This window comes from Shewanella sp. MF05956 (assembly GCF_059758055.1).
Genome location: NZ_JCAYNV010000020.1, coordinates 27,388 through 43,665 on the forward strand (window position 1 = coordinate 27,388; position 16,278 = coordinate 43,665).

At 43.7% G+C, this 16,278-nt stretch carries 13 protein-coding genes; all 13 read right to left on the reverse strand.

What is annotated here, in order from left to right; all coding sequences use genetic code 11:
* Positions 1–162: 162 nt before the first annotated feature.
* On the reverse strand, positions 163–543 hold the full coding sequence (locus AC19MX_RS18580) for a rhodanese-like domain-containing protein (RefSeq protein WP_432401779.1): 381 nt from the start codon (positions 541–543) through the stop codon (positions 163–165).
* A 30-nt stretch (positions 544–573) separates the two neighbouring features.
* Positions 574–786, reverse strand: coding sequence for a YgaP family membrane protein (locus tag AC19MX_RS18585; protein ID WP_432401781.1), 213 nt, complete (start codon positions 784–786; stop codon positions 574–576).
* A gap of 39 nt (positions 787–825) precedes the next feature.
* Entirely contained in the window at positions 826–4,068 is a 3,243-nt protein-coding gene (locus AC19MX_RS18590; RefSeq protein ID WP_498299419.1) for an efflux RND transporter permease subunit, read from the reverse strand.
* A gap of 3 nt (positions 4,069–4,071) precedes the next feature.
* Entirely contained in the window at positions 4,072–5,124 is a 1,053-nt protein-coding gene (locus AC19MX_RS18595; RefSeq protein WP_498299421.1) for an efflux RND transporter periplasmic adaptor subunit, read from the reverse strand.
* A 207-nt stretch (positions 5,125–5,331) separates the two neighbouring features.
* Positions 5,332–6,615, reverse strand: coding sequence for an OmpP1/FadL family transporter (locus AC19MX_RS18600; protein ID WP_498299423.1), 1,284 nt, complete (start codon positions 6,613–6,615; stop codon positions 5,332–5,334).
* 413 nt (positions 6,616–7,028) lie between these two features.
* Positions 7,029–8,486 (reverse strand): sodium/proline symporter PutP, encoded by a 1,458-nt coding sequence (gene putP / locus AC19MX_RS18605; protein ID WP_498299425.1) that lies wholly within the window; start codon positions 8,484–8,486, stop codon positions 7,029–7,031.
* Positions 8,487–8,621: 135 nt separating this feature from the next.
* Positions 8,622–9,329 (reverse strand): DUF3379 domain-containing protein, encoded by a 708-nt coding sequence (locus tag AC19MX_RS18610; RefSeq protein WP_160055596.1) that lies wholly within the window; start codon positions 9,327–9,329, stop codon positions 8,622–8,624.
* On the reverse strand, positions 9,322–9,885 hold the full coding sequence (locus AC19MX_RS18615; RefSeq protein WP_432401792.1) for a sigma-70 family RNA polymerase sigma factor: 564 nt from the start codon (positions 9,883–9,885) through the stop codon (positions 9,322–9,324). Before AC19MX_RS18615 ends, AC19MX_RS18610 begins: the two co-directional genes overlap by 8 nt.
* 134 nt (positions 9,886–10,019) lie before the next feature.
* Positions 10,020–11,651, reverse strand: coding sequence for a BatD family protein (locus tag AC19MX_RS18620; protein ID WP_498299427.1), 1,632 nt, complete (start codon positions 11,649–11,651; stop codon positions 10,020–10,022).
* Positions 11,645–13,786: a vWA domain-containing protein gene (locus tag AC19MX_RS18625; protein ID WP_498299428.1), complete on the reverse strand. Its 2,142-nt coding sequence runs from the start codon at positions 13,784–13,786 to the stop codon at positions 11,645–11,647. The genes AC19MX_RS18620 and AC19MX_RS18625 overlap by 7 nt, the downstream gene beginning before the upstream one ends.
* 2 nt (positions 13,787–13,788) lie before the next feature.
* Positions 13,789–14,781, reverse strand: coding sequence for a vWA domain-containing protein (locus AC19MX_RS18630; RefSeq protein ID WP_432401796.1), 993 nt, complete (start codon positions 14,779–14,781; stop codon positions 13,789–13,791).
* On the reverse strand, positions 14,781–15,323 hold the full coding sequence (locus AC19MX_RS18635; RefSeq protein ID WP_498299429.1) for a DUF4381 domain-containing protein: 543 nt from the start codon (positions 15,321–15,323) through the stop codon (positions 14,781–14,783). The genes AC19MX_RS18630 and AC19MX_RS18635 overlap by 1 nt, the downstream gene beginning before the upstream one ends.
* The gene (locus AC19MX_RS18640; RefSeq protein WP_432401800.1) at positions 15,324–16,259 is read right to left on the reverse strand and encodes a DUF58 domain-containing protein; all 936 of its coding nucleotides are present in this window, start codon (positions 16,257–16,259) and stop codon (positions 15,324–15,326) included.
* Between the last annotated feature and the right edge of the window lie 19 nt (positions 16,260–16,278).

Consider the following 16,278-nt stretch of genomic DNA (forward strand, 5'->3'; position numbering starts at 1 on the left):
TGACACTTATTCGTGTATTTTTATTTGGCATCAGCTAGTCAGTCAGAAGGTCATCATTAAGAGAATAAAACATGACGAGTTGCATCGCTTTAGTATCGACATTCGATTGTGAGGCTATCATGTAGAAATATATGGCCCTAATGTGATTAAGGCCATAAATGATTATTGTGCAGACATTAATGAGTCAATTCCACCCGCATTGTATGTGGCGGTATAACCTTGATCGACTAATGCACTTTGAGCAATACCGCTGCGGCGACCACTGCGGCAATACAATACGACTTCAGTATCTTTGGCGAGGTTGAGTTTTCCGAGCTCTGTCACAATATTTTCAAATGGAATATTAATCGCCCCTTTCACATGACCCGCTGCAAATTCTTCAGGGGTGCGCACATCGATTAACGTTGCGCTATTATTAATTTTTTGCCATGCCACATTGGGTTGTTGCTCTACTGCCAACGCCGGTGTTGCACACCACGCCGACACCATAAACAATGCTGCCAATATTGGTTTTATTGTGATTAGAATAGATTTTTTCAACACAAGATTCCTTATTGTTAACCTTTGCAGAGGTTATTTGTTTAAGGCTATTTGCGCTGCAGTTTTAATCCCTAATTTCTTCATGATCATCGCTGCAGGGCAAAAACCTGTAAATGCACTTTGGAATAGGTTAGCGCCAACAAACACAGTAAGCCAGATAAAATGTTGGCTAACGGTTGCCATAAGCACTAAAGACAACAAAATCATAAAGCCAGCAAAGGCCATAATACTTCTTTCTAACGACATCGAGAGCTCCTTTGGGCTTAATGCCCAATAACAAAATAACTACTGAGTAATTTTTGCTGCCATTTTTGATTTCATCACTGAAAAATACAGTATTGGGATCACAATTAGCGTCAAAATTGTTGAGATAAAAATTCCGAAAATTAAGCTTATCGCTAACCCATTAAAAATAGGGTCGTCGATAATAAATAGGGCACCAATAATGGCCGCCATCGCGGTTAACATAATCGGTTTGGCTCTGACAGCGCCAGAGTGAATGACAGCCTGCTCTAATGGCACGCCGGCAGCCGTTTGCTGGTTAATAAAATCGACCAGCAATATCGAGTTCCTAACAATAATCCCGGCAAGAGCAATCATGCCAATCATTGACGGTGCGGTAAATTGCGCCCCTAATAATGCATGGCCCGGCATAACACCAATAATGGTTAATGGAATAGGGGCCATAATCACTAAGGGGACGACATAAGACTTAAATTGTCCGACGACCAGTAAGTAAATCGCAATCATACCAACGGCATAAGCAATGCCCATGTCTCTAAAGGTTTCGTAGGTTATTTTCCATTCGCCATCCCATAAAATGGCCACATCAGTTAAGCCATCTGGCTGGTTAACTAAATGTTGTTCAATAGGGTAATTAAGCTCGCCTTGTTCTGTTTCATGGTTAATTTGGCTCACCATGTCAAACATCCCATACAATGGACTACCCGTAGGGCCAGCCATATCAGCAATAACCATAATCATCGGGACCATGTTTTTGTGAACAATAGGTGCATCAATGGTGCGTTGTTTAACTGTAACCAGTTCGGTAAGGGCAATTTGAGCGCCGTTTTGACTTGCCACCCGCAATTGCAATACTTGCTGTAAATTCACTTTTGCAGCTTCATCGACTTGTAAGCGAATTGGCGTAGGGTGCTTACGTTCAGGGATGTGCAAATAACTGGCGTCATTGCCATTAACTGCACTGTTAATCGCATCGATAATGCTGCTGTAAGACACGCCAAGTAAACGCGCTTTACTGCGGTCTATAACGACTTGCCATTGCTGTTGTTGAGCGGGTAAGAAGATGTCCATATCGACAACATAATCAGTATTTTTAAACCGCTGTAATAAGTCATTGGCGGCTTGCTCTCGTAATTGTGTTGTTGGAGCATACACTTCCGCCACAATGGGTGACCACACCGGTGGTCCAGGGGGCACTTCAACAATTTTTACGTTGGCGTTATATTGCAAGGCAATACGTTGTAAGGGTTCACGTACTGATGATGCAATAGTGTGACTGTCGCGATCGCGGTGCTTTTTATCCACCAAATTGACTTGAATATCGCCTAGTTCTTGGCTGCTGCGTAAAAAGTAATGTCTTACCAAACCGTTAAAATTCATCGGTGCATGAGTACCAGCGTAAAGCTGAATGTGCTCAATTTCTTCAACGGTTGTCAGGTATTGACTTAACTCTTGCAGTACACGCTGAGTTTGCTCAACTGGCGTGCCCTCAGGCATATCAACCATTACTTGAAACTCAGACTTATTATCAAACGGCAGCATTTTGAGCACTACCGCTTGAAATACCGGTAACGCCACGGCAAATGCAATAAGCAACGTGATAACAAGCATTAATCCTTTACGGGATTTAGAGGCATGTTCACCGATTAAAAATGGACTCATTAACGTTGTAAAAAAGCGGGTGAGTGCCGTTTCTTGCTCGGTATTATGATCATCATTGCTGTGATGTTTATGTGGTTTGAGCAAGTGACTGCTTAACCAGGGGGTCATGATAAAAGCAATTAACAATGATATCAGCATACCCATACTGGCATTAATAGGAATCGGGCTCATGTAAGGCCCCATCAAGCCTGACACGAACGCCATCGGCAGTAACGCCGCGATAACAGTGAACGTTGCTAGAATAGTGGGGCCACCCACTTCATCGACAGCATGCGGAATAAGCTCGCTGATGGATTTATTACTGAGTGCCATATGACGGTGGATATTCTCAACCACCACAATGGCATCATCGACCAAAATCCCGATGGAAAAGATAAGCGCAAATAACGAGATGCGATTTAAGGTAAATCCCCACGCCCACGAGGCAAACAAAGTGATCGCGAGGGTAATGATAATTGCAATACCCACTACCGCGGACTCGCGAACTCCCATAGTGAACAGCACTAATAGCACTACAGCAGAAGTCGCAAATATCAGTTTAAAAATAAGCGTGTTGGACTTGTCACCGGCGGTTTGGCCGTAATTACGTGAGATAGCCACCTCAACATTATCAGGGATCAGCACATTATTGACCGCCTCAACTTTGGCCAACACTGCATTGGCAATATCGACGGCATTTTGGCCAGCTTGTTTACCTATGGCAATGGTTACTGCGGGGTAACTGCCTTGTTGATTAACATGCCATACACTTTGTTTAGGAATGTCGCTTTGTAATTGAATGTCGGCAACATCTGCCAAATACACTACGCCAGCAGCGCCCGTTGTGGTGGCTTGATTGACCTTGATTAATAAATTCTTTACATCATCGATATTGCGTAAAAACTCGCCGGTTTGCAGTTTGATTTCTTGATTGTATTGCGTGAGTGACCCTAATGCAGACGTCTGATTATTGTCTTGTAACGCGCTGCTGATGTCGGTAAATGTGATGCCATAACTGTTCATCTTGATGGGGTCTAAGCGCACATTTAACACCAACTCATGTTGGCCCTGGCTGTATATCTCGCGGGTGCCAGGGATCCGTTTAAGCTCCGTTTCTACCACAGAGGCTACCGAGGTTAGCTGCTCCGCTGTCATGTTAGGGTCTTTCGACCATAAAGTGAGTCCGACAATCGGCACATCATCGATACCACGAGGCTTGATGAGCGGTTCACCAATTCCGGCAGCATAATTAAATTTATCACTATTGGAATATAACTGGTTGTAGAGGTTAACCACGGCTTCATCTCGCGGTACACCGACATCAAAAATCGCAATAATTAATGCCCCGTCAGGTTGCGAAAATGAGTACAGGGTATCAATGCCTTTAATTTCTGAAATAATCTGTTCAGCCGGAAGGGTAACTTGGTTTTCAACTTCGGTTGGCGTAGCGCCAGGATAAGGGATGAATACATCGGCAAAGGTCACATCGATTTGCGGCTCTTCTTCCTTAGGGGTAATGATGACGGCAAAAATACCTAACAATAACCCCAATATGGCTAATAAAGGCGTTATTGCACTGTGTTGAAACGCACTGGCGATTTTGCCTGAGATGCCTAAACGAGATGAGCGCTCTGAAGGTGACATAAATTACTCCTTCACCTTGGTGACATTGGCATTAATTAAGTATTGTGCCGCGTCGATGATGATCTCATCCGATGGCATCAAACCCGATAACACTTCAGCTTGTTGTTTGGCGCTATCCATAAACCCTAATCGTACTTGGCTGAGTACAATTTTGTCACCGTTTTTACGGTATACAGAGGTGAGATCACCTACCTGATGAATCGCAGACATTGGCACCATTAAGCTTGGTTGACTCGTTTGCTCAAACAATACTTTTACCCATTGCCCAACAAGGTGGTCGGTGTCGTTTGGGTTAATAAAATTGACGCGTACAGCATGGCTGTGAGTGATCGGGTCGGCAAAGTTAAATGGATTGATATCGTTCGCCTCAATGACCTTGCCGTTAGCTAATTGAATGCGGATATTCTCAAGTTGTTGAATGCTGGGTAAATCTTGCTGTGATACTTGAAACACCACTCTAAGATGTTGAGTGTCGTAACCAGAAAACAGTGCCTGACCGTATGAAATGGTTTCGCCTTGTTCGACAAAACGCTGGGTAACACGGCCACTAAAAGGCGCACTGACAATCGTGTAATTTAAGCTTTCGTTGGCTTTAACAAGCTGAGCTTTAGCACTGCTTACTGCTTGTGCGGATGATTTTGCTTTTGCTGTTGCTTCATCCATCGCCCCTTTTGATATGGCACCTTTGGGAAATAATTCTTTATAACGCGTGTACTGTGCTTGAGCTTCACTGTTTACGGCTTCGGCTTTTGCGAGCTCCGCTTCAGCGCCTGCCAGTCCTGCACCCTGTTCTTTATTGGTAATTTCAAGTAATGCAGCGCCTTGGGGTACCAAATCATTCACATCGTAATGAATATTAATAATTCGACCAGAGGTTTGTGCTGATACCGTAGCCGCTTTAACTGCTTCTACTTTTGCGTCAAATACGCGTGGCTGTGCATGAGTAGAATATTGTATTGTCAGCGTATCAAATGCTTCAGATGCCGCAAATATCGGAAAAGAAATCGCAGTGCATAGTGCACCAATAAGAGAGAATGACGTGAGTAAGCGAGACATAATGGTAGCACCTATATAAAGTCTATAAGAAAATTCTAATGGACTTTGGTTTTTTACGCAATAGGTGTATTAGAAAAATTTATATATTAGTCCTAATAGATATAAAAAACCGCCAATTAAAGGCGGTTTAGTTGGATAGATCAGAAGTGGTAAACCCTATTAGTGTTTACCACTGCTGCATGTTAGGCATTTAACATGCCGACAGGCTTAAAAACTGTAGTTGTACTGCACTGAGTAATACGCCGCATTTGAGCGAGTTTGTGCTGAAATCTCGCTGTCTAATCCCGGTGCCATAGGCAGGATGGCACTGTTTTCTAATACGGTAACATCTTCACCGCGAACAAATGCAATGCCAAAATCAATGCTAGATTTATTGGTTAAATCATAGCTAACGCCAGCGGTATACCAGGTGCGATCAGAATCTGGGATTGACAATGATGAGTGCTGATCAACAACACCTTCATCTGAGGCGATACCTGCACGTAATGTCCAATCTTCTGTAAGATTGTAGGTCGCGCCTAAACTTAAGAACCACGAGTCTTTCCAGTGGTATTCTTTTAAGTCAGTTTGCGAAACACCGTTGTCGCCGTCGATCACTTCGATGCGGTCAAACTTGCTCCAGTTAGTCCATTGTGCGGTGTAATGCACTGCAAAATCATTGGTTAGCTGGTGGAAACCAGCAAACTGAGCAATATCAGCAATTGGGATATCAATTTCGTTATATTCTGAATAAGCATAATTAACATCACCCTTAGCGGTTAATGTTGGGCTTAAACGGTAGCTTAGGCCAAAACGATTATTTTCATTCATTTCATATACCACACCAGCAATACCGCCTAACGCCCAGCCATCGGCTTCAACGTCAACAATACTGCCTATTTGTGGGTTTTCTGTGGTACGAGTCAATGTTCCGCTGCCATATACGGCATCAAGGCCTAAACCTAAGCTCCACTGCTCGTTTATACGGTATGACACACTAGTGTTTAAGTTAATCGTAACCACTTCGGTGTTACCCAGTAAGTCTACCGGTGTTGGTAATGGCACAGCATTACCGCCAACGGTTGGCGTTCTGTCTGCTAATGCAGTTAAATCTGTACCTGTACCATAGTTACTAAATGCAGCGACACCAAAGGCCCATTTATCATCAATTGGGTTAATATAATAAAAATTAGGAATGACTTTTGAGTCTGCAGCATCGTGCTCGCTGCCATAGTCAACAGCCTGGCCGCCGTATGAGCCCGTTACATCAGACACAGACACATCGATATCGGCGTACACAGCACCTAAAGATAATGAGGTGTTATCAAATAATGCCATTGCTGCTGGGTTACGTGATAACACTGAGGCATTGTCGGCAATAACTGCATCGCCGGCCATTGCACGGCCAATGCCTGTTGCTGATTGGCTATTAAGTTGAAAGCCTGCTGCAGAAGCTTGAGTGCTAGCAAGTAATACTGCTGTAGCAAGAAGAGTCTTGTTGAACTTATTCATTATTATTTCCCATTTATTATTACTGTGACGAACAAGAATTAACTTGTTGGACCACTCACAGCGTAAAGTCTGGTGCATCTTAGGTAAGTGGTATGCCACTAACAACTCCGACCAGATGTTAGTTGTTGTTAATATTAAGTTAATTATGCTTTGTGACTGTGTCCTAGGTGTTTGATAGCATGGCAGTATATGTAAATACGCTTTACTCACATTTTTAAGAAATACATTAATTAAAAAACATTCATTTGTACAAAATGTAATATAAACGTTAAAAAACAAGAGGGTAAATAAGTTGGTGGGAAAGGAAACACAACCTCAGGGCGAGATTGTGTTTCCCAAGTTCGATTGTGTTATCCAAATGCGAATGGTGGATTAGGCGCTAATGATTAATTAAGCGCAAAATCGATAGCAAATTATGATTTTAACGCAGCATTAAAGTTATCAAAATCGGCCATTGTTTTAGGGGCAGGCGGTGACAGTTTACTCACCACAATGCCAACTAATGTGGCTAACAAAAAGCCCGGAACGATTTCATATAAATCGAATAAACCGCCAGTAAGCTGTTTCCATACCACCACGGTAATCGCTCCAACAAGAATGGTTAATATTGCACCATTACGGCTATAGCCACGCCAAAACAATGACATTAAGACCACCGGCCCAAATGCTGCACCAAAGCCTGCCCAAGCGTAGCTCACTAACCCTAGCACACTGCTGTCAGGGTTTAAGGCCACAATGCCAGCCACTAAGGCAATGGCGATAACACCAAAGCGTCCTACCAGCATCAGCTCTTTGTCACTGGCTTTAGGGCGTAACCATTTAAGGTAAAAATCTTCGGTAATCACACTCGAGCAAACCAGCAGTTGCGAGTCGATCGTGCTCATAATAGCCGATAAAATGGCGGCAATCAGTAAGCCACCAATCCATGGGTTAAAGGCAACATGTGCTAAGTTAATGAAAACCGTTTCTGCGTTTTCTAATGGCTCAGCGGCAAAGTACAAACTGCCAGCTATCCCAGTGGCCAAGGCGCCAACTAACGATAACATCATCCAGCTCATGGCAATACGACGAGACAGCACTAAATCTTTTGGATCGCCAATGGCCATAAAACGCGACAAAATATGCGGTTGACCAAAATAACCCAAGCCCCAAGCCAATAAAGACACTAAACCTAAAACCGTGGTGTTGTCGTTAATAAATGACAACATCTCAGGGTCTATTTGTTCAAAACCAACTTGTGTATCGGGCTGACTAAATATGGCTACGGGGACAATAATCAAGGCCAATAACATTAAACAACCTTGGAAAAAATCAGTCCAACTTACGGCAAAAAAACCACCAACAAATGTGTATGACACAATAATGAACGAGCCAATAATCAATGCGACGGTATAATCGAGACCGAAAACTTTTTCAAACAATATTGCGCCACCTACCATGCCTGAAGATGCATAAAATGTGAAAAACACTAAAATGGTCACAGCAGACACTAATCTTAATAAACCATGACTGTCGTTAAAACGATTTTCGAAAAAGTCTGGCAATGTGAGGGCGTTATCTGCCATTTGGGTGTAAATACGTAAGCGCTTGGCGACAAATAACCAGTTTAGCCATGCACCAAAAATCAATCCAAAGCCAATCCATGCTTCGCCTAAACCGCTGAGATAGACCGCGCCAGGTAAGCCTAATAATAGCCAGCCTGACATGTCTGAAGCACCCACACTCAGTGCTGTTACGGCCGGGCCCATTTTCCTGCCGCCAAGTATATAGTCGTCTACCGTGTCTGTTTTACGATAAGCCCAGTAGCCTATGCCCATCATTAGTATTAAATATCCAACAAATGTAATGATGATTGGTGTTTGAATTTCCATATATCGTCCAGAGAGTTATTTTTATGGCCGCAATCCTAGCAGAAGTTTGATCTTGTTCACACTTTGATTTTTTCATGAACAAAAAAAATCCGCTATTCAATGGAGTAGCGGATTTTTAGTGATACAACTTCAGTGTTAAATAAAGGTGTTTTCGACTTCTTTTTTGACAAAATCTAAGTCAGATGCAGGCTCGCCAACAAGAACCATATAGGCATTTGCTGTTTGAAAGCTTTGTCCTTTGTATTGATTGTCTGCAAAGGCTTCTTCTAACACCATGCGACTTTCAGCAGGCACAATAAATAAAGTGACTTTATTACCTAATTCATCAGCCATCACCAAGTGCAGTGATTTTACCCCTTGGAAATCACAATATGAGGTGTAAAACACTCGTCCCGGTTGTTTGATGAATTTAGAGTCGCTCAGACCTTTTAGGCTAGCCAGTTTAAAATTAACATCATTAAAGCCTATGTCTTGTTCCATCACTAATGCTTTAGTTTCATGGTGAACGTGTGCTAATGAGTTCTCAGATAAATTCACTGGGGTAAACCGTAACATGCTAAAACTGACGCCCACGACAAAAGCAACCGATGCTGCCATGGCCATCATATATCGGCCACGCTTTTTGGTCTGTTGGTGTTGGCTTAATTGCTGTCGCAATAATAATTTATCAGCCAGTCCTTCAGGTACATCAATTGCCAATGCCTGAGTCAATTTTTGGTCAAATGCTTTTAGGTCTTTGACAAACTTAGCATCGTCTTCATTTTCAGCAAGGTGCGCTAAAAACTCGTCGGATTGATTGTTTGGATCGCCATATGCTTGACGACGAAATTGTAGATCATCCATTTGATTGACCTCTTACCTCTGGTGCTTCTAATGCTTCTTTTAATTGGTTTCTAGCTCTGAATAGGCGCGTCATGACCGTATTGCGGTTCAATTCGAGCATATCGGCAATTTCATCGCCACTAAATCCACCAATCAGTTGCAATAACAAAGGTTCTCGGTATTCGATATCGAGCTTACCTATTTGGCGACGAAGCCAATATTGTTCTGTTTGATCTTCATTACTTGACGAAAAAACATCTTCAAGTAACTCTTGTTCAACATCACTATAGTCAAATTGTTTGCGCTCAAAACGTCTGGCATTTTCCCGTCGTAAAATGGTAATGAGCCAGGCTTTTGCGGCTTTATCATCTTTTAAAGAATCCAAAGCACGCCACGCTCGTAAGAACGTTTCTTGAGTGATATCTTCTGCAACATGTTTATCTCCGCATAGCCAAAAAGCGTAACGGAAAATGTCGGTGTGAAGTGCCCTGACAAGGCTATCGTATCGTCGTTGTTTTGTTACCATGTCAGATAAGACCGCGACATCTGTCTTTTTCTTTCGTAGGGATCCAAACATTTTTTAACTTTTTTTAGTTAAACATGTCCAGTAGCTTAAAAAGCCCGAGCGGCAATAGCAAGATAAATCACCTCAGCACCATCGTTCATGCTTTACTTAGCCGTTACTGGACACTGAGGTGAAAGACTAAGCCATTAAGGATTTAGGTCTGCGATGAGGGATGTTGATTTGGAATGAGGCTGCTCTTTATACGCCAAAATAGCATCCATCAATGATTTTTTATCCATCGCTTGAGGCTGACGGCTGTATTTGTCTGCTTGCAATTTATTAATGGCAAGGGCTAAAGCCGGTGATAATTCGCTGATTTGGCTTAAGGTCATGGCTGAACCACAACGTTCGCTAAAATAGGCTTGTACTGCAGTAATGGCCGCGCTGCTGTCATTTCTGTCACATGCATGAATAATCGCATTTAGCCCTGTGGTGGCTGTTTTTCGTGGTGTATTCACTTTTTTTGGGCTTTCATCTTGGTTGAACAAGTAACTTGCCGCCACCGCTCTGCGCCATAACACGAGAGTGATTAACCACAGCACCGCAAACACAGCACTGACGATTGGCCAGTATTCACTATTTGTTGTTGGAGTGAAACTATCTGCTGCGGGAATATCGGTAGTGGTTGCGCTACTGCCAATCACTGTGATGGTGCGTTGTGGCAAGGTGGCAAACTGTTGCTTTTTAAGGTGTGGGTTCCACCATGGCACGCGAATTTCAGGTAGGACATACGTGCCAGGTTTTGTTGGCACTATGGCGGTCGTCAGGCTGTATTGCGACACCACTTGATTGTCGCGCACAAAAGTTTGTCTAAGCGGTTTTTCTGGGTATGCTTTTAATCCTTCCGCTAGCGGGATATCAATATCGGGCAGGCTAGTGTCGTCAGTATTAGAGGCAATAAGGCTAATGGTACGGGTAATTGGGCTACCGACCTCAAATTCGGTGACATCTTCTGGCCAGGTTTCTTTTAACATGGCGATGTCGCTCACCAACCATTTACCTTGATAACTGGGTGGTGTTGAGTTGATTTGAATCACTTCACGCTCGGCTTCTGTTTGCATCGGTCTGCTTTCATTAAAGCCAAACATGCCACCACGACGCTGTGCTTCAACTAAGACATCACCGGAAAAACTTGCGCCATTGATGACAAGCTCGCCAGGCAGATCGGCAATAATGCCGTAGGTGCGCTCAATGACTCTAAAGCGACGTCCGTCGAGTATTTCACTGCCGTCTTTGTCTTCGCCAATTTGTTTAATTTGAGCGCCTTCAACGGCGGGGGCACTTAATACGCCGCGCTGTAGCTCTACTGCCAGATATAATTTAACTTTGTATGTAATTAATTGGCCCACATACGCTTCAGAAGCATTGGTTTGTACTTTAATGAAGACATTTTGTACTTCATCTGCTGATGCGCCCGATGGCATCACTTTCAAGGCAATGGGTGTTGAGCTGACATCTTTGATATTAAATGCTGGGATGATGACAGTCCCGGTGGTTTTTGGCGACAATAAGACTTGCCAGCGGGTTTCGCGCGTGGTGTCAAAGTTAACCATTTTCGTGCTGCGACCGACGCTGGTTCTACCCACAATAAAATCATCAAGTAAGACGGATGTGTCGAGTGCACCGGCATTGATATCGTCATCGGCCACGATATCCAATACAAAGTATTCACCTTCAGCCACGGGATTTCTATCTACGGTGGCTTGCACTTGGCTAAGTGCAAAAGCGGGTGAAGCAATAATAAATAGCAATAGGCTAAATAGAGTTCTGATTACCACTGTTCATTATCCTTTGACGGTTGACTATTTTGACGACGCTTTTGATATTCAAGCTGCATTTTGTTGCGAATGAGCACTTGTGGATCTTCGTTTATGGCTCGTAATGCCCGTTGCATATCTGCAGGTAAATCATTTGGATTCACTTGCGATGCTGAAATCACTTCAGAAGATGTTTCTGATGGTTTTTCTGTCGGTGCTTGTGGCGCTGCGTTCGCACTTATTTGCTGCTGTTGCTGGTTAGCTTGCTCTTCGGCGGCTTCTGTTGCAGCTTGCATGCTGGCTTCGTTACTTAATGGTTCACTGTCGCTAGGCTGTTGGCCTGTTTGTTGTGACTGTGGATCATTTTGCCCGCTGTCTGCAGCAGATTGCTCATCTGACGCTGGGTTATTGTCATTAGGCTGTTGCTCTTTATCCGCTTGTTGTTCAGAGCCTGATTGTTGCTGGCTATCTTGCTGTGAATCATCTGAAGCATTATTTTGTGGGTCATTGTTTTGTTGATCACTGTTTTGTGATTGATTGCTTTGTGAGTCATTAGCCTGCTCACTCGCATCATCTTGCGACGATTGCTGTTGTTGATTGTCAGCATCGCTTTGTTGATTCTTTTCTGATTGCTGCCCATCTTGTTGATCGCCGGCCTCATCAGATTGTGATTGCTCAGACGATGATGAATTATCTTGGTTAGATTGATCTGAGTTTGAATCGTTTGATTGCTCACCCTCGCCAGATTGATCTTGATTTGACGATTGTTCTTGTTCTTGTTTTTGTTGGTCAAGCAGCTGCTTTGCTAACTCAAGGTTTTTCTGTGCTTCACTAAACGGCGATTGTAATTCAATAGCTTGTTGATAACGATTAATGGCTTCTTGATAGTCGTTAAGCTGCATCAGCGCATTACCCTGATTATATAAACTATTGGCGCTGCTATCTTGCTCAAAACCTTCAAGAGCTTGCTGATAATCACCGGCTTTGTAATGAGCCGATGCCTGCCATAGAGGGTCTTTAAAGGTGTCAGCCGCTTGGGTGAAGTCGCCTTGTTCAAACGCCGATTGTGCTTGTTGATCTTGAGTCTGCCATAAATCTTGCCAAAGCGATGCGTGAGCAGGTTGGCTATTGATAGCCGTTAACCCCATTAGGCTGCCAAGTAAAAAAGCGGGATTTAATAGAAGTGTCAATAATCCCTGGCGAAAACTGATGAGCATAGGTAATACCAATAACATTGCGAGGTAAGGTCCTAAATCTTGCCAAGATTCACCGGCAAGTTCTGTTTCGGTGGCATCACCATCAATGGCTAACCAGTCGGTGAGCGTGTTGATATCGCTGCCGTCGGTTTGTGCGGGCACTAAAATCCCTTGGTGTTGTTGAGCTAACTTTTGCAATAAACCGTAATCTGTTTTAGCCACCACCACTTCATTGCTGTTGTCGCGCAGTAATTGGCCATCACCTAAACTAATTGGCGCACCTTGTTTACTTCCAAATGCCATAATGGATAAGCGGTAGCGGCTATTTTTTAATGCTTTAGCGGCTTGATTGAATTGGGCATCTGACACTCCGTCGGTCATTAAAATAATATCACCACGTACATGTCCGCCTTGTGCCAGTAGATTTTCGGCAAGTGTCAGTGCTGAAGAGAGGTTAGATCCTTTTGTCGGCATAATCTCTGGTGATAGTGTCGGTAATAAATTAAGAATGGTTGCCGTGTCGAGGGTTAAAGGGCTGATGGTATATGCATCACCAGCGTAGGCAATAAGGCCGGTTTCACCTTCTTTTAACTCTGCTAATAAGTCAGTGGCTCTAAAGCGCGCATAGGACAAACGATTGGGACTTAAATCGGTGGCGTACATCGATAATGACATGTCCATGATCAACACTCGGCCTTGCTCTGTCGCAAATACGGGTAAGTTTTGTTTATTAACAGCAGGTCCCGCTAAGGCAATAACCGCGATAATCCAGCATGCGATTAACAACCATTTAGGCTGGCTTTTATTGTCTGTACCTTGCGTAATTAGCAGCTGACTTAGATGAGGCGCGATATATTGCTTCCACGCCGACTGCTGGCTGTGTCTGCGCCAAAACAATAAGCTGACTAAGGCTACTGGGAGTAGGGCAAACAGCCACTCGGGTCGAATAAAATGCAACATAATCAGTTTGTCTCCTTGGTTTTAGGAGTAAAAACCGTTGGCCATTGCTGTTGTAACACAATGAATAAACTGATGAGCAATGACAATAATAAAGGCCAATAGAACAATTCACTTTTAGGGCGATAACTTAGTTGGTCGCGACTGACCGGTTCTAGTTTATCGATTTGTTGATAAATGCTGTTTAACTCTTCACTGTTGCGGGCTCTGAAATAATAACCATTGGTCATTTCGGCTAATTTTTTCAATTGCGTTTCATCTAAATCCATTGAGGGGTTAATACGCTCTTTACCAAAGATAGTGCGGCGTTCAAGTACTTCTGCACCGACACCAATAGTGTAAATGGTGATGTTACGCTTAGCTGCAATTTGTGCTGCCACTTCAGGTTCAATATTACCGGCGTTGTTTGAGCCATCGGTTAATAAAATTAATACGCGGTTACTCTCGTCGACTTGATCGAAGCGTTTTACCGCCAATGCGATAGCTTCGCCAATTGCCGTTTGTTTACCGACTAAACCAATTTGGGCATCGTCTAAAAAAGTCGCTACTGAGCGTCTGTCTTGGGTTAAGGGTGCTTGCAAATAAGCATGATCGGCAAACAAGATAAGCCCGAGTCGGTCGCCTTTACGACGCTCAATAAAATCACTGAGTACGTGTTGAATTAAGGTAAAGCGATTAACGGTTTGGCCATTAATTTCCATGTCTTCAATTTGCATGCTACCTGAAAGGTCAACGGCCATCATTAAATCGCGGCCTTTTGACGGCAACTCAATGGGATCGCCTAACCATTGCGGTCTGGCGATGGCAAGTAATAACAAGGTCCACATTACCCAGTAACGTTTTCGGCTTTGTTTATTTTTATGGGTATGAGTCACTGTGGTGGTTGTCGCAATACCGGGTATGTGTAAGTGCCCGCCGACATCAGTGGTTTTGGTTTGTTTTATCAAAAGTGGTAAAGGCAGTAACAGCAGTAACCATGGCCAATATAAAGCTAACATTAGGCCTCCTGCACATTATTGTTAAGCGTTAACGAAGCGTCGCTAAAGGTGTGTTTGTTGCTAAGCCATGTTTTTGCAAGTGACGCCAATTGCTGTTTTTCGTCCAACGTTAGACCACTGGCCTGGTGACGCTTAACCAGTAATGGGCCTATGATTTGCTGCTGTTTGTCAGGCAGGCGGGTATCTAACCAATTAAACCACGGTTGACCATTGAGTTTGGCTAGGTTTTCGCGAGGTAAATAAGTCATGGCAGTACGTTTAAGTAAGCTGTTGACCTGCGCGGCAAAGCCATCGTCGTTAATATCGTATTGATTCAACAGGGTGAGTGCCATTCTTCTTGGCGCATGATATTGATATTTTTTATAAAGTTGATAACCAAGCCAAATCGCAACGGCAATAATGAATACGGCAATTATCCAATAACCGGGTGCGATTGGCATTGAGCTAATCTGTTCAGGAAGTTTGATGTCTTGCAACTGTGCTAATGGCGACGCATTGGCATCGGTTGTTATTGGCGACATTGGCGAATTTGAGGTTGTCATTTAACGTAAAATATCCAATTGGGCACTGAGCGGTTTTGCCGCATCAATTAATTTAGGTTGTACTTTAATTAAATTCATTAGGTTAATAAATTGCTGTTGTTGTGATTGCTGGTTTGCCAACCATGCTTCATAGCTTTGGCGAGTTAACGTTAGCTGTTGTTGACCATCTCGCACGGGTAAAGTGAACTGCTTGGGCAAAGCTAATGTGCCTTGCCTGAGAGGATCGGTGACCACAAATGCGCCTATATCACAGTGGCGAGATAACTCTGTAAGCGGGGCTAAACACTGCTGATTAATATGTTGGCCGTCACTAATAATCCAAATCAATGACCCCGGCTTAGCAATACGTTGTAACCGCTGACACGCTTTAAACATATGGTCAGGGTCTGACACAAGCTGATTTATTTGGCTTAACTGCTGTTGATGAACATCAATTAACCCGGAGGTTAACTGCAAAATACCCTGGCGACGACTGCGAGGTTTAAGTTCTAAATGAGTAGATTCACTGGCAATCAGTGCGCCTAGGCGGTCGCCATGGTTAATCGCATTCCAGCCTAGCGTAGTGGCAAGGTGAGCAATTTGCACAGATTGCAGTAGGAGTTGTGAGCCAAAATAAGCGCTGTGGCTTAAATCTATTAGCAGCAGAATAGGGCGTTCGCGCTCTTCAACAAACAATTTTGTGTGTGCCACACCAGTACGCGCAGTGACGCGCCAGTCAATAGTGCGGACGTCATCGCCATTTTGGTAATGACGTACTTCAGCAAACTCCATACCGCGACCTTTAATCAGGCTACTACGATGCCCTGACAAGGCGGCTTTAGCCCGCGATTGACGATCGGGGATCGCCCGTGACAGACTTTGACAGGCAATGAGTTCTTGCTCGGTGAGGTTCACACCATCGCTATAAAGCGGCAATGACTGAGTATCGTGAATCATAGCGCGAGTATACTTACTA

Excerpts from the sequence above, each read along its gene's own strand:
- AC19MX_RS18585 (WP_432401781.1), bottom strand. The coding sequence starts at position 786 with ATGTCGTTAGAAAGAAGTATTATGGCCTTTGCTGGCTTTATGATTTTG.
- AC19MX_RS18590 (WP_498299419.1), bottom strand. The coding sequence starts at position 4,068 with ATGTCACCTTCAGAGCGCTCATCTCGTTTAGGCATCTCAGGCAAAATC.
- AC19MX_RS18595 (WP_498299421.1), bottom strand. The coding sequence starts at position 5,124 with ATGTCTCGCTTACTCACGTCATTCTCTCTTATTGGTGCACTATGCACT.
- AC19MX_RS18600 (WP_498299423.1), bottom strand. The coding sequence starts at position 6,615 with ATGAATAAGTTCAACAAGACTCTTCTTGCTACAGCAGTATTACTTGCT.
- putP (WP_498299425.1), bottom strand. The coding sequence starts at position 8,486 with ATGGAAATTCAAACACCAATCATCATTACATTTGTTGGATATTTAATA.
- AC19MX_RS18610 (WP_160055596.1), bottom strand. The coding sequence starts at position 9,329 with ATGGATGATCTACAATTTCGTCGTCAAGCATATGGCGATCCAAACAAT.
- AC19MX_RS18615 (WP_432401792.1), bottom strand. The coding sequence starts at position 9,885 with ATGTTTGGATCCCTACGAAAGAAAAAGACAGATGTCGCGGTCTTATCT.
- AC19MX_RS18625 (WP_498299428.1), bottom strand. The coding sequence starts at position 13,786 with ATGTTGCATTTTATTCGACCCGAGTGGCTGTTTGCCCTACTCCCAGTA.
- AC19MX_RS18630 (WP_432401796.1), bottom strand. The coding sequence starts at position 14,781 with ATGTTAGCTTTATATTGGCCATGGTTACTGCTGTTACTGCCTTTACCA.
- AC19MX_RS18635 (WP_498299429.1), bottom strand. The coding sequence starts at position 15,323 with ATGACAACCTCAAATTCGCCAATGTCGCCAATAACAACCGATGCCAAT.
- AC19MX_RS18640 (WP_432401800.1), bottom strand. The coding sequence starts at position 16,259 with ATGATTCACGATACTCAGTCATTGCCGCTTTATAGCGATGGTGTGAAC.